Here is a 14,145-nt window from a genome sequence, read left to right on the forward strand (position 1 = left end):
ATCAGCTGAGCAGGCCCGGGAGCACCGCCATGTCTGTGAAGACGGTCGCGCCCTCCTCCGCCAGCCACGACGCCGGCGTCAGGCCTCCGGCGTAACCGAGCACACGCATCCCCGCTCCTCGTGCCGCCTGAACCCCGAAGCGACTGTCCTCGATGACGATGCACCGCGACGGAGGGACGCCCATCGTCTGAGCCGCATGCAGGAACAGGTCCGGCGCCGGTTTGCCGTCGCGAACATCATCCGCGCTGAAGATCCTCCCCTCGAACCGAGGAAGGAGCCCCGTCAGACCGAGGTTGCGCCGGATCTTGCCGTGCGAGCCGCTCGAGGCCACGCAGGTGACCTTCTCGATCGAGTCGAGGGCATCCACGACCCCGGCGACGGCCGTCAGATCCTGCGCGAAGGCGTCGAGATACCACTGCACGTAGGGCGCCTCCCAGTCATCGGGCAGCGACAGGCCGAGATGTTCTTCGATGCCCGCTCGGAAGTGCGCATCGGAACGCCCGACGAACCGGCGGATGATCTCGTCGCGAGGCAGCTGCCAACCGAGATCGGCGAGCACCCGCTGATCGATCGCGACAGACAGCTTCTCGCTGTCCACCAGCACCCCGTCGCAGTCGAAGATGACCAGGTCGATCGGGGCGTGCAGGGCCATCAGAGCAGGTCGATCTCGCCGCTGAACACGAGCTGCGCCGGGCCCGACAGCGCGACATGCTCGCCGTCCTCGGCGGGGAACATCCGCACGCCGAGCGTTCCACCCGGCACCTCCACCTGCCAATTGTTCGGGGCGCTCTCCCCTGCCCAGTACCGGACCGCGAGAGCGGTCGCCGCCACGCCGGTACCGCAGCTGAGCGTCTCGCCCACGCCGCGCTCGAAGACACGCATGCGCACGTGTCCGACGCCATCGCGCACCAGTGGCTCACCCGGGACGACGAACTCGATGTTGGCTCCCGCCGGCAATGCCGGATCCAGTTCCGGTGCGCGGTGCAGTTCGAGGGAGGCGAGTTCGAACTCCGAGGCGAGCGCCACGACGACGTGCGGGTTCCCGACATCGATCCCGAGGCCCGGGCGCGTGACCGAGAGCCCGTCGACCCGCACCAGCGGGTCATCACCCGAGAGCTTCCAACGACCGAGATCGACCTGATATCCGGTGGCGCTGCGCGTCACATCGCGCACGCCGGCGCGTGTGCCGATCGGGAGCGTCGATCCCGGCTCGATGGTCGCAAGACCTGCACGCACGAGGTAATGCGCGAAGACCCGGATGCCGTTGCCGCACATCTCCGCGACCGAGCCGTCGGCATTCCGGTAGTCCATGAACCACTCTGCCGCCGGCTCCTCCGCCAGCGCGGCCGCCCCATCGGCGATCGCCGAAGAACGCACGACGCGGAGGATGCCGTCGGCGCCGATGCCGAAGTGGCGGTCGCACAGCACGGCGACCTGCTCGACCGTCAGGTCGAGGGCCCCGTCGGGGTCGGCGATGATGATGAAGTCGTTGCCCGTGCCGTGACCCTTGGTGAATGCGACCATGCCACCAGTCTAGAGAGCGCGACTAGACGTCGGAGACGAGGCGCTTGCCCGTGTTCGCCACGGAGAACCGCTCGTAACCGAGGGCATCGTAGAAGCCGAGGACGCCCTCGTTCCCCTCCCGGACCATCAGCTGCACCTTCGGACAGCCCATCGATTCGAGCACCCGTTCGGCCGCGACGACGAGATCCCGCGCGATTCCGAGTCCCCGATGCGACGACGCTGTGGCCAGGTAGTACAGCCAGCCTCGATGTCCGTCATAGCCGGCCATCACCGATCCGACCACGTCCGCTCCGTCCGGCGACACGGCGACGAGGAAGCCCTCCGGCTGCACCGCGAGCTTGCGTTCGATGTCGAGCCGCGGATCATTCCAGGGCCGCGTGAGGCCGGCTTCCTCCCAGAGCGCGATGACGGCCTCTGCGTCCGCGCGGTCGAAGGGGCGCACCGCCCACTCCCGCGAGTCCCCGTGTGCGAAGGTCGCGTCGGAGGGGCTCACCTCGCGGTTCCCTCGGAGACGACGGCGTAACGTCCGCAGAGGAAGTTGCGATTCCTGGCGACCTCGAGGAGTTCCAGGTCGAGCCGCCGAGGAAGCAGCGGGGCACCGGAACCCAGCGTCACAGGTGCGTACTGCACCCAGACCTCGTCGAGCAGTCCGGCGTCGGCGAACTGGCCGGCGAGGTCTCCCCCTCCGACGATCCAGATGTCGCGTTCACCGGCGACGGCGAGCATCTCCGCGTGCACACTGTGCACGGCGTCGTGCGTCAGTCGCACGTCGGCGTCGTCCGGAAGCGAGAGTGTGCGGTGCGTGAAGACCCAGGTGGGCTGGTCATATCCCCAGCGCCCCTCTTCATGCCGCATCACCCACTCATATGTCGAGGCTCCCATCGCCAGCGCGCCGATGTCCTTCACGAACGCGTTGTAGCCCATCGCACCATCGGGATCGACGTCCTGCGTCAACAGCCAGTCGAGGGAGTGCTCGTCTGTCGCGATGAACCCGTCGAGGCTGGAAGCGGTGAAGAAGTGGGTGGTCATGCGACCAGCCTGGCACCCGCCACCGACATCGTGGTCGGTCGGGCGGGATGACAGGGCTCAGCGGCTCAGGAGCTCTTCCGCGTCGGCAGGCGCGCTCCACCACTCCAGTTCCGGATAGCGCTTGAACCACGAGACCTGTCGGCGGGCGTAGCGGCGTGTGAGGGCCTGCGTCTGGGCGATGGCCTCGGCCGGGGTGAGGACACCGTCCAGCTGTCCCAGCGCCTGCGCGTAGCCGATGGCCCGCGGAGCCGTCGCCCCCCGCTCGAGGCCGTGCTGCCGAAGACGGGCGACCTCATCGACGAGCCCCGCATCCCACATCCGGTCGACGCGGGCATCGAGACGCGTCACGAGATCGCCTCGGTCGACGTGCAGGCCGATCAGGCGCGTGTGCGGATGCCACAGCACGGGCCGTTCGGGCAGGGCTGCGCCGTGCGTGCTGCTCCCCTGTGCGAGAACCTCGAGAGCGCGGATGACCCGCCGACTGTTCCGCGGATCGACCTTCGCCGCAGCGTCAGGGTCCTGGGTGCGGAGGCGCTCCAGCAGAGCCGCCAGGCCGTCGGATTCCAGCTCTCGCTCGAGACGCTCGCGGATCTCGGGATCGCGAGGCGGGAAGTGGAATTCGTACACGACGCTCGAGACGTAGAGGCCGGAGCCGCCGACGAGGATCGCGTCTCCCCCTCGCTCATGGATCGCACTGACTGCCGCCCGCGCCGCGGGCTGGTACCAGGCGACAGCGGCCTCCTCGTGGACCTCACGGACATCGAAGAGGTGGTGGGGGATGCCGCGTCGATCGGCGAGGGGCAGCTTCGCCGTGCCGATGTCCATGCCGCGATACAGCTGCATCGCGTCGGCGTTCACGATCTCGGCGGGGTTGCCCCGGGCACGCAGCGCGTCGGCGAGGTCGAGGGCGAGATCGCTCTTGCCCGTGCCGGTCGCTCCGACTATCGCCCAGAGACGCGGTGCGCTCACACGCCGACGCGCAGGGTCGGAAGACCCAGGGATACGGCGCGGGGGCCGCCGTCGGCGGCCGGGCTCGGCACCGCGCAGGACTCCGCCTGCGCGCGGTCCCAGGCGTCGCCTCCGCGTGTGCGACGGATTCGCAACGGCGCCCCTGTCGGGTCATCCGCGAGCAGGTGGAAGGGCGCACCGTGCGTCACGGTCACGGTCACGACGTCGCCGGGGCGCGGGAGGTCGGAACCTTCGGTCACCTCGAAGTGCACCAGACGGTTGTCTTCGGCGCGCCCGGTGAGCCTGTGCGTCTCGGTGTCCTTCTTGCCTTCGCCGGTCGAGACCAGCACGTCGATCTCGCGACCGACCTGCTTCTGGTTCTCTTCGAGGGAGATGCGCTCCTGAAGGGCGATCAGGCGGTTGTACCGTGCCTGAACCACCTCCTTCGGCACCTGGTCCTCCATCGTCGCTGCAGGTGTGCCCTCGCGGATCGAATACTGGAACGTGAAAGCGCTGGAGAAACGAGCCTGCTCGACGACCCGCATCGTGTCTTCGAAGTCCTCCTCGGTCTCACCGGGGAAGCCGACGATGATGTCGGTCGTGATGGCGGCGTTCGGGATGCGGGCCCGCACCCGGTCGAGGATCCCGAGGAATCGTTCGCTGCGGTAGGAGCGGCGCATGGCCTTGAGGATGCGGTCGCTGCCCGACTGGAGCGGCATGTGCAGCTGGGGCATCACGTTCGACGTCTCGGCCATGGCGTCGATCACGTCGTCGGTGAACGCGGCGGGATGAGGGCTCGTGAACCGGATGCGCTCCAGCCCTTCGATCTCGCCTGCCGCACGCAGCAGCTTCCCGAATGCCTGACGGTCGCCGAACTCGACGCCGTACGAGTTCACGTTCTGTCCGAGGAGCGTGACCTCGATGGCGCCGTCCTCGACCAGGAGGCGGATCTCGTTGAGGATGTCGCCCGGACGACGGTCCTTCTCCTTGCCACGCAGACTCGGCACGATGCAGAACGTGCAGGTGTTGTTGCAGCCGACCGAGATGGACACCCAGCCGCTGTGCGCGGAGTCGCGCTTGGTCGGCAGTGTGGAGGGGAAGACCTCGAGAGATTCGAGGATCTCGAGCTCGGCGTCGCCGTTGTGCCGCGCCCGCTCCAAGAGCCCAGGAAGCGAACCCATGTTGTGCGTGCCGAACACGACATCCACCCAGGGCGCCTTGTCGAGGACAGTCTGCTTGTCCATCTGCGCGAGACAACCGCCCACGGCGATCTGCATCCCCTCTTTGCGACGCTTGACGGACGCGAGATGCCCGAGCGTGCCGTACAGCTTCCCGGCCGCGTTGTCACGGACCGCACAGGTGTTGATGATCACCACATCGGCCTCATCCCCGTCGAGCGCGCGGACGTAGCCGGCACTCTCCAGGGAGCCCGAGAGCCGCTCGGAGTCGTGCACGTTCATCTGGCACCCGAAGGTGCGCACTTCGTAGGATCGCTGTCGGCCGTCGACGTCGAAGGCTGCCGACGACGCGCTGATGATCGTCGGTTCGCTGCGCGGGATAGTCATGATCACCCCATTGTACGAGCCGTCGCTGAGCACGTGCGGCGACCGAGTCTCAGTCGGAATCGACGAACGAGTCTCAGTCGGAATCGACGAAGCGGACGCCAGTGGTCGAGCCGCCGAACGACGTCTCCTGCAGCGCGGACTTCGCCGCCCTCATCGCGACGGCGCCGTTGTAGCCACGTCGTGAGAGTTGGCCCACCAGACGCCGGAGGGCCGTGTCGTGGTCGAGTCGACTCATCGAGCGCGCCTTGCTGCGTGCGAATTCGAGCGCACGCTCGTCGTCGTCATCCGGCAGTTCGTCGAGCGCACCGTCGATGACCTCACGTGGGATGCCACGTTGGGCGAGCGCACGGGAAAGGGCGACTCTCCCCTGCCCCTTACGTTCCACACCGGATGTGACGAGGACCCCGGCGAGGGCGGCATCGTCGAGATAGCCTCGGCGGCAGAAGTCATCGATCACATCATCGACCGTGCCGCTCTCGAGGCCATGGCCCCGCAGCGCCTGACGTGCTTCGGAGATCGAGAGCGACCGCGTCCGCAGCTTCCGCACGAGCGACTCCTCCGCTGCGACACGGATCTCGTCCGGCGAGGACTTCTCCTCCTCGCCACCGTCACCGTCGTCGCCCTGTCCTCCCCCGAGCGCCCGGAGCCGAGGAGAAGGTCTCGCAGGGCTCGGTCCGCTTCCCGCCGCCCCTCGGGCAGGATGGCGATCGCTGGGACTGCCCCCGTGAGCCCGGTCGACGACGGGGGCCAATTCTGATGGTCCGACGCCCGTCGATCGCCAGAGACCCGAATCGTCATGCGCACGGGAGGTGGATCCCGGCCCGCGCTCGACATCGGAAGCCGGAGCCACCGGCACGGCGTCGGTCTTCTTCGCCGCGCCGCCGAAAAGAGGGATGATGGGGGCGATCCGATCCGGATCGCCCCCACGAGTGTCGTTCATCAGGCCGGACGACGCTCGGCGAGCTCGTCTGCAGCCGCCGGCACAGCGGCCGGACCGCCGATACCGAGCTTCTGCTTGATCTGCGTCTCGATCGCCAGGGCGATGTCGGGATTGTTGAGCAGGAACGTCCGCGCGTTCTCCTTGCCCTGTCCCAGCTGATCGCCGTCGTAGGTGTACCACGATCCCGACTTCTTCACGATCGCGTGCTCGACACCGAAGTCGATCAGGCTGCCTTCACGTGAGATGCCGACGCCGTAGAGGATGTCGAACTCGGCCTGCTTGAAAGGCGGGGCCATCTTGTTCTTCACGACCTTGACCCTGGTGCGGTTTCCGACCGCGTCGGTGCCGTCCTTCAGCGTCTCGATACGACGGATGTCCATGCGGACCGAGGCGTAGAACTTCAGCGCCTTTCCACCGGCAGTGGTCTCGGGCGAGCCGAAGAAGACGCCGATCTTCTCACGAAGCTGGTTGATGAAGATCATGGTGGTGTTCGTCTGGTTCAGACCACCCGTGAGCTTACGCAGCGCCTGCGACATGAGTCGAGCCTGCAGACCCACGTGCGAGTCGCCCATCTCGCCCTCGATCTCGGCGCGGGGCACGAGCGCCGCGACGGAGTCGATGACGATGAGGTCGATGGCGCCCGAGCGGACGAGCATGTCGGCGATCTCGAGCGCCTGCTCACCGGTGTCGGGCTGCGACACCAGGAGCGCATCGATGTCGACGCCGAGCTTGGCGGCATAGTCGGGGTCGAGCGCGTGCTCGGCGTCGATGAACGCGGCGATACCGCCGGCGCGCTGCGCATTCGCGATCGCGTGCAGGGTGAGAGTCGTCTTACCCGAGGACTCCGGTCCGTAGATCTCGACGATTCGACCACGCGGGAGTCCTCCGACGCCGAGAGCGACGTCGAGGGCGATGGAGCCGGTCGGGATGACGGCCACAGGGGCACGCTCATCGCTGCCCAGCCGCATGACCGAGCCCTTTCCGAACTGGCGGTCGATCTGGGCGAGTGCGGTCTCGAGAGACTTCTCGCGGTCGGCGGGTGATGGCATGGTGTGCTCCTTCTGCGCGCGTGGTGCCGCCTGTAGGCTGTCGCGGCTCTCCCGGCTGGGAGGAACTCTCCGACAAGGCGTAATGGCTGTTCGGCTTGTTCTCCACCGTAGGAGAGGCCACCGACATCAACACGGCGAGCTCACATACAGTGCAGAACAGAAAACCTGAACCACTTGTGCAGAAGACTACGCCCGCTTCGAACAGATCTTCGACGACACGCCGAGATCAGAACATCGATTCCCGAAGGAGTGGGACATCGCGTCCGGGGCTCAGCGCCCGCGCGGCTCCTGACGGCCGACTCCGTGACGTCGATTCTCCGGAACGTCCATCTCGGCGCACAGGGCCAACCAGATATCGCGCGGCGGCGTGCCGTCGGCCAGCGCCTCGACCGCCGTGCGCCCGCCGACCGCTGTGAGGCCGAGATCATTGACCAATGACGACGCACGCGCCTGGAACTCGGTCTCGACGGCGCGAAGGAACTCGCTACGACGCATCGCTTCCCTGGCCGCGGATCAGTGCAGCGACAGCTGGGGCTCGATCGACGCCACGAGGTCGTCGGGGACGACGTCCGGGAAGACCTGGATGCCCTCGAGCACGGAGATGCGATCTCCGACCTCGCGCATGATCGTCGAGATGGGAACATCGAGGGCGTCCGCGACCGAGGCGAGGATCTCGCTCGATGCTTCCTTCTGCCCGCGTTCGACCTCACTGAGGTAGCCGAGCGCAACCGAAGCCTTGCCTGCGACCTGCCGAAGAGTACGCCCCTTCTGCAGGCGGAAGTCCCTCAGCACATCGCCGATTTCCTGTCGTACAAGAATCATCGGAACCTCCTCCCCGTGTGATCGTTCGAGGTCTCCCCCGATGAGACAGCCAGTCTAGTACCCCTGGCATGCACCGAATCTACCCCTGCACTCTGTGGTTTGAATGTGAGCACATCTGAGATAACCGAGACGATGGCGCCTCTATTCCGCGAGCATCTCATGCAGTGCGCCGAGCGCTGCGGCGACCGTCTGCTGTCGGATCGAGCTGCGGTCCCCGGCGAAGTGGAACTCGGTCGTCCGCGACGCGATCGGCGTCACGACACCGATGTGCACCGTTCCGACCGGTTGTCCGTCCGGTGAATCCGGGCCGGCGATGCCCGTCGTCGAGACGCCGACGTCGGCAGCGCTGTCACCGACGCACACGACCCGCCGTACCCCTTCGGCCATCTCCAGCGCCACCCGCGGGTGCACGGGGCCATGCTCCTCGAGGAGTCGCGCGTCCACCCCGAGCACCGTCGCCTTGACCGGCGTCGCATAGGCCACGACGCCTCCCAGCAGTACCGCCGACGCTCCCGGAACCGAGACCACCTCAGCGCACAGGGCACCCCCCGTGAGCGACTCCGCGATGCCCAGGGTCCACCCCCGCGCACCCAGCGCCGCCAGGACGTCCGCGGCAGTCGCCGGGGTCACGACTTCTGCCGCGAACCGCGTACCTGAGCCACGATGTAGTCGATACCGCTCGCCACGGTGAGGACCAGGACGATCAGCATCAGGATGAACGTGATCAGTGTCCACGGTCCGAGACCGATGAGGTAGTGCAGCGGAAGCAGCGCCCAGCCGAGAGCCACGCCCTGGAACGCCGTCTTGATCTTTCCCATCCAGGCGGCGGCCACCACATGCTCGCTGGCCACCATGAGCCGGTGGATCGTGATCCCCCACTCACGCACCAGGATGACGACGACGATCCACCAGCTGACCTCGCCGAGGATGGCGAGCCCGACGAACCCCGCGCCGGTGAGCAGCTTGTCGGCGATCGGATCCCACAGCTTGCCGAAGTCGCTGACGATGTCGTACTTGCGGGCGAGATAGCCGTCGACCCAGTCCGTGGAGATGCCGACGATGAAGATGATCGCGGCTGTCCAGCGGAGCGCCGGCTCAGGCAGGCCGTAGGTGCCGCCGAGCAGCAACAGGACGAAGAAGATCACCGCGAGCGGGATACGCGCGACGGTGATGGCGTTGGGCAGCTGCCGGGGGATGGCCATCAGTCACGCCCCGTCAGACCCCAGGCGTCTTCGTCGCCCTCGGCCTCCACCTCGGGAAGCCCCTCGTACTGGGCGGCGATCGGATCATGCGTCGAAGGCAGGGGCGGCACAGGAGGTGCCGTGGGGGCTGCCGGCGCCGAGGACGCCGGTACGTCCTCCCCGCGCAGTTTCGCCATCACCTGCGGCAGCTGCTCGGCGGTGGCCAGCACGTCTCGGGCCTTCGATCCCTCGGTCGGCCCGACGATCTCACGGGACTCCAGCAGATCCATCAGGCGTCCGGCCTTCGCGAAGCCGACGCGCAGCTTGCGCTGGAGCATCGACGTCGACCCGAACTGGGAGGAGACGATGAGCTCCGCGGCGGCGAGCAGCAGCTCCAGGTCGTCTCCGATGTCCTCGTCGACTTCCTTCTTCTTGGTCGGCTCCATCGCCTCCTGCACGTCGGGACGGTAGTCCGGACGCGCCTGACGGGTGACGTGCTTGACGACCGCGTCGATCTCCTTCTCGTCGACCCACGCACCCTGCAGACGGAACGGCTTCGACGATCCCATCGGCGAGAAGAGCGCATCACCCTGGCCGATGAGCTTGTCGGCGCCGGGGCTGTCGAGGATGACGCGGCTGTCGGTGACGCTGGTGACGGCGAACGCCAGTCGCGAGGGGACGTTGGCCTTGATGAGGCCGGTGACCACATCGACGCTCGGGCGTTGCGTCGCGAGCACCAGGTGGATCCCGGACGCTCGCGCGAGCTGGGTGATGCGGACGATCGAGTCCTCGACGTCACGAGGAGCGACCATCATGAGGTCGGCGAGCTCGTCGACCACGACCAACAGGTACGGATACGGCTTGAGCACGCGCTCACTGCCGACGGGCACCTCGACCTCGCCGGCGCGAACGGCACGGTTGAAGTCATCGATGTGGCGGAACCCGAACGACGCGAGGTCGTCGTACCGCATGTCCATCTCCTTCACGACCCACTGCAGCGCTTCGGCGGCCTTCTTCGGGTTCGTGATGATGGGTGTGATCAGGTGCGGGACGCCCGCGTAGCTGGTGAGCTCGACGCGCTTCGGGTCGATGAGGACCATGCGCACGTCGGCCGGGCGCGCACGCATCAGCAGGCTGGTGATCATGGAGTTCACGAAGCTGGACTTACCGGAGCCGGTGGAACCGGCGACCAGGAGGTGAGGCATCTTCGCGAGGTTCGCGATGACGATGTTGCCTCCGACGTCCTTGCCGACGCCGATCGTCATCGGGTGCGTGCTCTTCTGCGCCGCAGGAGACCTCAGAACGTCGCCGAGCGCGACCATCTCCTTGTCGGCGTTCGGGATCTCGATGCCGATCGCACTCTTGCCGGGGATCGGCGAGAGGATGCGGACATCGTTCGAGGCGACCGCGTAGGCGAAGTTGTTGCTCAGCTGCAGGATCTTCTCGACCTTGACGCCGTGGCCGACCTCGACCTCGTACTGGGTGACCGTCGGGCCACGCGAGAAGCCGGTGACCTTCGCATCGACCTTGAACTGCGACAGCACGCTCGTGATCTGCTCGATGACCTTGTCTGTGGCCTCGGAGCGCATGACCGGAGGCGGTCCCTCGACCAGAAGGCCGGGAGAAGGGAGGATGTAGGGCGCCACGGGAGCCTGCGGGCCACGGTCGCCCGGGCCCTCCGTGCCGAAGCCGTCGAGGCCGGGAAGCTCCGGCACCTCTCCGGTGTCGGAGGCGTCGTCGAGCAGCGCGGTGGTCTGCTGCTCCGCGAGCGAATCGGCGACCGACCTCACGTCGGACAGCACCTCGGTGGCGGCCTCGTAGGGGTTCTCGACGACGACGGCCTGATCGTAGGCGGGAGTCGGATCTGAGGTCGTGAGCAGTGCGGTGATGTCGTCGGATCCGAGAGTGCCCTCGTCGGGGTCTTCTTCTCGGCCGGTCTTGTTGCGCCGCCACCAGGGCAGCACGTCGGGGTCGTCGACCTTGTCGGCGTCGTCGATCGCCGCGGCAGCCTTGGCGGGCTTCTCCGTGCGCTCGGCGTCGAACATCCAGGCATAGAGGTCTCCGAGGCGCGCGCCGATGCGGTTCGGCGGGGTCTTGGTGAGGATCAGGATGCTGAGCACCATGAGAAGCGCCAACACGATGTAGGCGGGGATGTCGGTGAGGTAGGTCAGGGGCTGGCCCACCAGCCAACCGAGCAGCCCTCCGGACTCACTGAGTGCGGGCATCCCCTGGTTCGGGTGCGGGCGTGGGCCGGCGACGTGGAAGATCCCGGACAGCGCGAGCACGAACATGCCGAAGCCGATACCGATGCGTCCGTTGTCGTGGACGGACGAGGGATGGCGGAAGAGCCAGCCGGCCAGCAACAGCAGCAGCACAGGCATGATGAACGCCACACGACCGACGAAGAGACCGACCGAGTACGCGCTGATGTTGGTGGCGACCTCGTTGCCGATGAAGAACCACTCGTTGACGGCGCCGAGCACTGCCAGGATCACCAGGAGGAACGGGAAGCCGTCGCGACGGTCGTCCTTCTCGAGAGTCTCGGGCCCGAACGCGCGGAAGAGTCCGCCGACGCCGTGCGCCAGTCCGACCCAGGCGCGAACCAGGACCGGGGGCTTCTCCGCCTCGTCGATGTATTTCTTGGGAGCGGGCTGGGCCTTGGGAGCCGTCTGCCGCTTGGGGCGCGACGGTGCGCTGGTCGACGCGCGCTCTGTCTTCGTGGTACTCCTGGCCATGCTCTCACGTTACGGCCAACTGCCGACATGTCCGCGTAATGACGCGGCTTTCTGCGGATCCCCTGCGCCTCGATCAGGCAGTTGGACGCGCCATCGTGTCCCGGTTCGTTCCCTCTCCGACGACCGTGAATCCCTCGGCCCGATACAGATTGCGGGCGAAGTTGTCGCGCTCGACGCTCAAGCTGATCCGGGCATGCCCCTGGGAGCCGGCGAGCTGCACGACGCCGCGCAGCAGGGAGCGCCCGACCCCGCGCGCCCGCCAGAGAGGGTGCACGCCGATGATCAGCTCGGGGACGGCGACGCCGATGAAGCCGAAACCCGGGTCGTTCTGCGGGAGTACGCGATACCAGGCGGCCCCGACCGGGACGTCGTCCTCACCGGTCGCCAGGAGGCCGTCGTCGGCCGTGCGCTTCCAGCCCGCGAGGTACCGGCGATGATCCGCGGACGCGAGCACCTCGTGGCGTGGTCGCAGTCCCCCGGCGCGCCAGTTGGCGGCCTCGACGAGCATGTCGCCGAGGAACATCGCGTCCGTCTGCGCCGCCCTGCGAAGGGAGAAGCCCCTGTCCATGGCGCGAGCTTAGGCCGACGGTGTTACGTCGAGATGACGAGCAGCCGTGAGTGGGGGGACGGCTCCCCCGCCGTCAGGCCTCGATGACGAGCGGCACGATCATCGGACGACGACGCAGGCGCTGGTTCACCCAGCGGCCGATCGTGCGTCGAACGACCTGCGACAGCGCATGGGTGTCACGCACGCCGTTGCCGGACGCGTCCTTGAGCGCGGCGACGATCTTCGGCGTCACGTCGTCGAACACCGAGTCGTCCTCGGCTACACCGCGCGCGTGGATCTCCGGCCCGGAGATGATGCGGCCGGTGCCGGCATCCACGACCACGATCACGGAGATGAAGCCCTCCTCGCCGAGGATCCGACGGTCCTTGAGGTCGGCGTCGGTGATCTCGCCGACCGTCGAGCCGTCGACGTACACGAATCCGAGATCGAGCTGACCGGTGACCTTCGCGACGCCATCCTTGAGGTCGATCACAGTGCCGTTGGAGGCGATGATCGTGTTCTCCTCGGGAACACCGGTGTCCTGCGCGAGCTTGGCGTTCGCGATCAGGTGCCGGTACTCGCCGTGCACGGGGAGCACGTTCTTGGGCTTGAGGATGTTGTAGCAGTAGATCAGCTCGCCGGCGGCGGCGTGTCCGGAGACGTGGACCTTCGCATTCGCCTTGTGTACGACGTTCGCGCCGAGCTTGGTGAGCCCGTCGATGACGCGGTACACGGCGTTCTCGTTGCCCGGGATGAGGCTGGAGGCGAGGATGACGGTGTCGCCTTCGCTGATCTCGATCGCGTGGTCCATGTTCGCCATGCGGCTCAGCACCGCCATCGGCTCGCCCTGGGAACCGGTCGACATGTAGACGATCTGCTCGTCGGGGAGGTCGCGCGCCTTCTTGAAGTCGATGAGGACCCCGTCCGGCACCTTCAGGTAGCCGAGCTGCTCGGCGATCGTCATGTTCCGCACCATGCTGCGGCCGAGGAACGCGACGCGGCGACCGTTGGCGTGCGCGGCGTCGATCACCTGCTGCACGCGGTGGACGTGGCTGGAGAAGCTCGCGACGATGACGCGACGGGGAGCCTTCGCGATGACCTGGTCGAGCACGGGACCGATGGAGCGTTCCGTCGGCGTGAACCCGGGGACATCGGCATTGGTCGAGTCGACGAGGAACAGGTCCACGCCCTCTTCGCCGAGGCGCGCGAACGCACGCAGGTCGGTGATCCGGCCATCCAGCGGCAGCTGGTCCATCTTGAAGTCACCCGTGGCGAGGACCATGCCGGCGGGGGTGCGGATGGCGACGGCGAGGGCATCCGGAATCGAGTGGTTGACCGCGACGAACTCGAGGTCGAACGGCCCGACCCGCTCCTCCTGGCCCTCCCTCACGGTAAGGGTGAAGGCCTTGATGCGGTGCTCCTTGAGCTTCGCCTCGACCAGCGCGAGCGTGAGGCCCGATCCGATCAGGGGGATGTCGCTCTTCAGACGCAGCAGGTAGGGAACCGCGCCGATGTGGTCTTCGTGCCCGTGCGTGAGCACCACGCCGACGATGTCGTCGAGACGGTCACGGATGGGTTCGAAATCCGGCAGGATCAGGTCGACGCCGGGCTGGTGCTCTTCGGGGAAGAGCACACCGCAGTCGACGATCAGGATCTTGCCGTCGTACTCGAACATGGTCATGTTCCGACCGATCTCACCGAGACCGCCGATGGGGATGACCCGCAGCGTTCCTTCGTCGAGAGCGGTCGGTTCTACCAGGGGAATGGACATGCTGTCTCCTCAGTCGGACACTCCGCGCGTCCGT

The 14,145-nt window shown here is 67.2% G+C and carries 15 protein-coding genes; all 15 read right to left on the reverse strand.

Annotated elements, in window-relative coordinates; genetic code table 11:
• Position 1: 1 nt before the first annotated feature.
• Entirely contained in the window at positions 2–652 is a 651-nt protein-coding gene (locus CQ042_RS01265; RefSeq protein WP_258131914.1) for an HAD family phosphatase, read from the reverse strand.
• On the reverse strand, positions 652–1,524 hold the full coding sequence (dapF, locus tag CQ042_RS01270) for a diaminopimelate epimerase (protein WP_105668415.1): 873 nt from the start codon (positions 1,522–1,524) through the stop codon (positions 652–654). The genes CQ042_RS01265 and dapF overlap by 1 nt, the downstream gene beginning before the upstream one ends.
• Before the next feature lie 22 nt (positions 1,525–1,546).
• Positions 1,547–2,017 (reverse strand): GNAT family acetyltransferase, encoded by a 471-nt coding sequence (locus CQ042_RS01275; protein ID WP_374954455.1) that lies wholly within the window; start codon positions 2,015–2,017, stop codon positions 1,547–1,549.
• A complete protein-coding gene (locus tag CQ042_RS01280) occupies positions 2,014–2,553 on the reverse strand; it encodes a dihydrofolate reductase family protein (protein ID WP_105668416.1) in 540 nt (179 codons plus the stop codon). Before CQ042_RS01280 ends, CQ042_RS01275 begins: the two co-directional genes overlap by 4 nt.
• A 57-nt stretch (positions 2,554–2,610) precedes the next feature.
• Positions 2,611–3,522, reverse strand: coding sequence for a tRNA (adenosine(37)-N6)-dimethylallyltransferase MiaA (gene miaA / locus CQ042_RS01285; RefSeq protein WP_105668417.1), 912 nt, complete (start codon positions 3,520–3,522; stop codon positions 2,611–2,613).
• Entirely contained in the window at positions 3,519–5,066 is a 1,548-nt protein-coding gene (miaB, locus tag CQ042_RS01290) for a tRNA (N6-isopentenyl adenosine(37)-C2)-methylthiotransferase MiaB (RefSeq protein ID WP_105668634.1), read from the reverse strand. The genes miaA and miaB overlap by 4 nt, the downstream gene beginning before the upstream one ends.
• Positions 5,067–5,139: 73 nt before the next feature.
• The gene (locus tag CQ042_RS20645; protein ID WP_258131915.1) at positions 5,140–5,613 is read right to left on the reverse strand and encodes a regulatory protein RecX; all 474 of its coding nucleotides are present in this window, start codon (positions 5,611–5,613) and stop codon (positions 5,140–5,142) included.
• Between the two features lie 392 nt (positions 5,614–6,005).
• Positions 6,006–7,055, reverse strand: a complete 1,050-nt coding sequence (gene recA / locus CQ042_RS01300; protein ID WP_105668419.1) for a recombinase RecA — start codon at positions 7,053–7,055, stop codon at positions 6,006–6,008.
• Between the two features lie 270 nt (positions 7,056–7,325).
• Complete coding sequence (locus CQ042_RS01305) at positions 7,326–7,550, reverse strand: DUF3046 domain-containing protein (protein WP_105668420.1); 225 nt, start codon at positions 7,548–7,550, stop codon at positions 7,326–7,328.
• A gap of 18 nt (positions 7,551–7,568) precedes the next feature.
• On the reverse strand, positions 7,569–7,877 hold the full coding sequence (locus CQ042_RS01310; protein WP_102191905.1) for a helix-turn-helix domain-containing protein: 309 nt from the start codon (positions 7,875–7,877) through the stop codon (positions 7,569–7,571).
• A 141-nt stretch (positions 7,878–8,018) separates the two neighbouring features.
• Positions 8,019–8,507, reverse strand: coding sequence for a CinA family protein (locus CQ042_RS01315; RefSeq protein WP_105668421.1), 489 nt, complete (start codon positions 8,505–8,507; stop codon positions 8,019–8,021).
• A complete protein-coding gene (gene pgsA, locus CQ042_RS01320) occupies positions 8,504–9,079 on the reverse strand; it encodes a CDP-diacylglycerol--glycerol-3-phosphate 3-phosphatidyltransferase (protein WP_105668422.1) in 576 nt (191 codons plus the stop codon). Before pgsA ends, CQ042_RS01315 begins: the two co-directional genes overlap by 4 nt.
• Positions 9,079–11,793 carry a DNA translocase FtsK gene (locus CQ042_RS01325; protein ID WP_105668423.1) on the reverse strand — a complete coding sequence of 905 codons (2,715 nt, stop codon included), beginning with the start codon at positions 11,791–11,793 and terminating at the stop codon, positions 9,079–9,081. Before CQ042_RS01325 ends, pgsA begins: the two co-directional genes overlap by 1 nt.
• A 73-nt stretch (positions 11,794–11,866) precedes the next feature.
• The gene (locus CQ042_RS01330; protein WP_105668424.1) at positions 11,867–12,361 is read right to left on the reverse strand and encodes a GNAT family N-acetyltransferase; all 495 of its coding nucleotides are present in this window, start codon (positions 12,359–12,361) and stop codon (positions 11,867–11,869) included.
• A gap of 73 nt (positions 12,362–12,434) precedes the next feature.
• Positions 12,435–14,111, reverse strand: coding sequence for a ribonuclease J (locus CQ042_RS01335; protein ID WP_105668425.1), 1,677 nt, complete (start codon positions 14,109–14,111; stop codon positions 12,435–12,437).
• Between the last annotated feature and the right edge of the window lie 34 nt (positions 14,112–14,145).

The sequence above is a fragment of the Microbacterium sp. MYb62 genome (assembly GCF_002979475.1).
Lineage (GTDB): Bacteria > Actinomycetota > Actinomycetes > Actinomycetales > Microbacteriaceae > Microbacterium.

Coding starts and splice junctions, on each gene's coding strand:
- CQ042_RS01325 (WP_105668423.1), bottom strand. CDS start 11,793: ATGGCCAGGAGTACCACGAAGACAGAGCGCGCGTCGACCAGCGCACCG.
- CQ042_RS01330 (WP_105668424.1), bottom strand. CDS start 12,361: ATGGACAGGGGCTTCTCCCTTCGCAGGGCGGCGCAGACGGACGCGATG.
- miaB (WP_105668634.1), bottom strand. CDS start 5,066: ATGACTATCCCGCGCAGCGAACCGACGATCATCAGCGCGTCGTCGGCA.
- CQ042_RS01280 (WP_105668416.1), bottom strand. CDS start 2,553: ATGACCACCCACTTCTTCACCGCTTCCAGCCTCGACGGGTTCATCGCG.
- CQ042_RS01335 (WP_105668425.1), bottom strand. CDS start 14,111: ATGTCCATTCCCCTGGTAGAACCGACCGCTCTCGACGAAGGAACGCTG.
- dapF (WP_105668415.1), bottom strand. CDS start 1,524: ATGGTCGCATTCACCAAGGGTCACGGCACGGGCAACGACTTCATCATC.
- CQ042_RS01310 (WP_102191905.1), bottom strand. CDS start 7,877: ATGATTCTTGTACGACAGGAAATCGGCGATGTGCTGAGGGACTTCCGC.
- CQ042_RS01305 (WP_105668420.1), bottom strand. CDS start 7,550: ATGCGTCGTAGCGAGTTCCTTCGCGCCGTCGAGACCGAGTTCCAGGCG.
- pgsA (WP_105668422.1), bottom strand. CDS start 9,079: ATGGCCATCCCCCGGCAGCTGCCCAACGCCATCACCGTCGCGCGTATC.
- CQ042_RS01265 (WP_258131914.1), bottom strand. CDS start 652: ATGGCCCTGCACGCCCCGATCGACCTGGTCATCTTCGACTGCGACGGG.
- recA (WP_105668419.1), bottom strand. CDS start 7,055: ATGCCATCACCCGCCGACCGCGAGAAGTCTCTCGAGACCGCACTCGCC.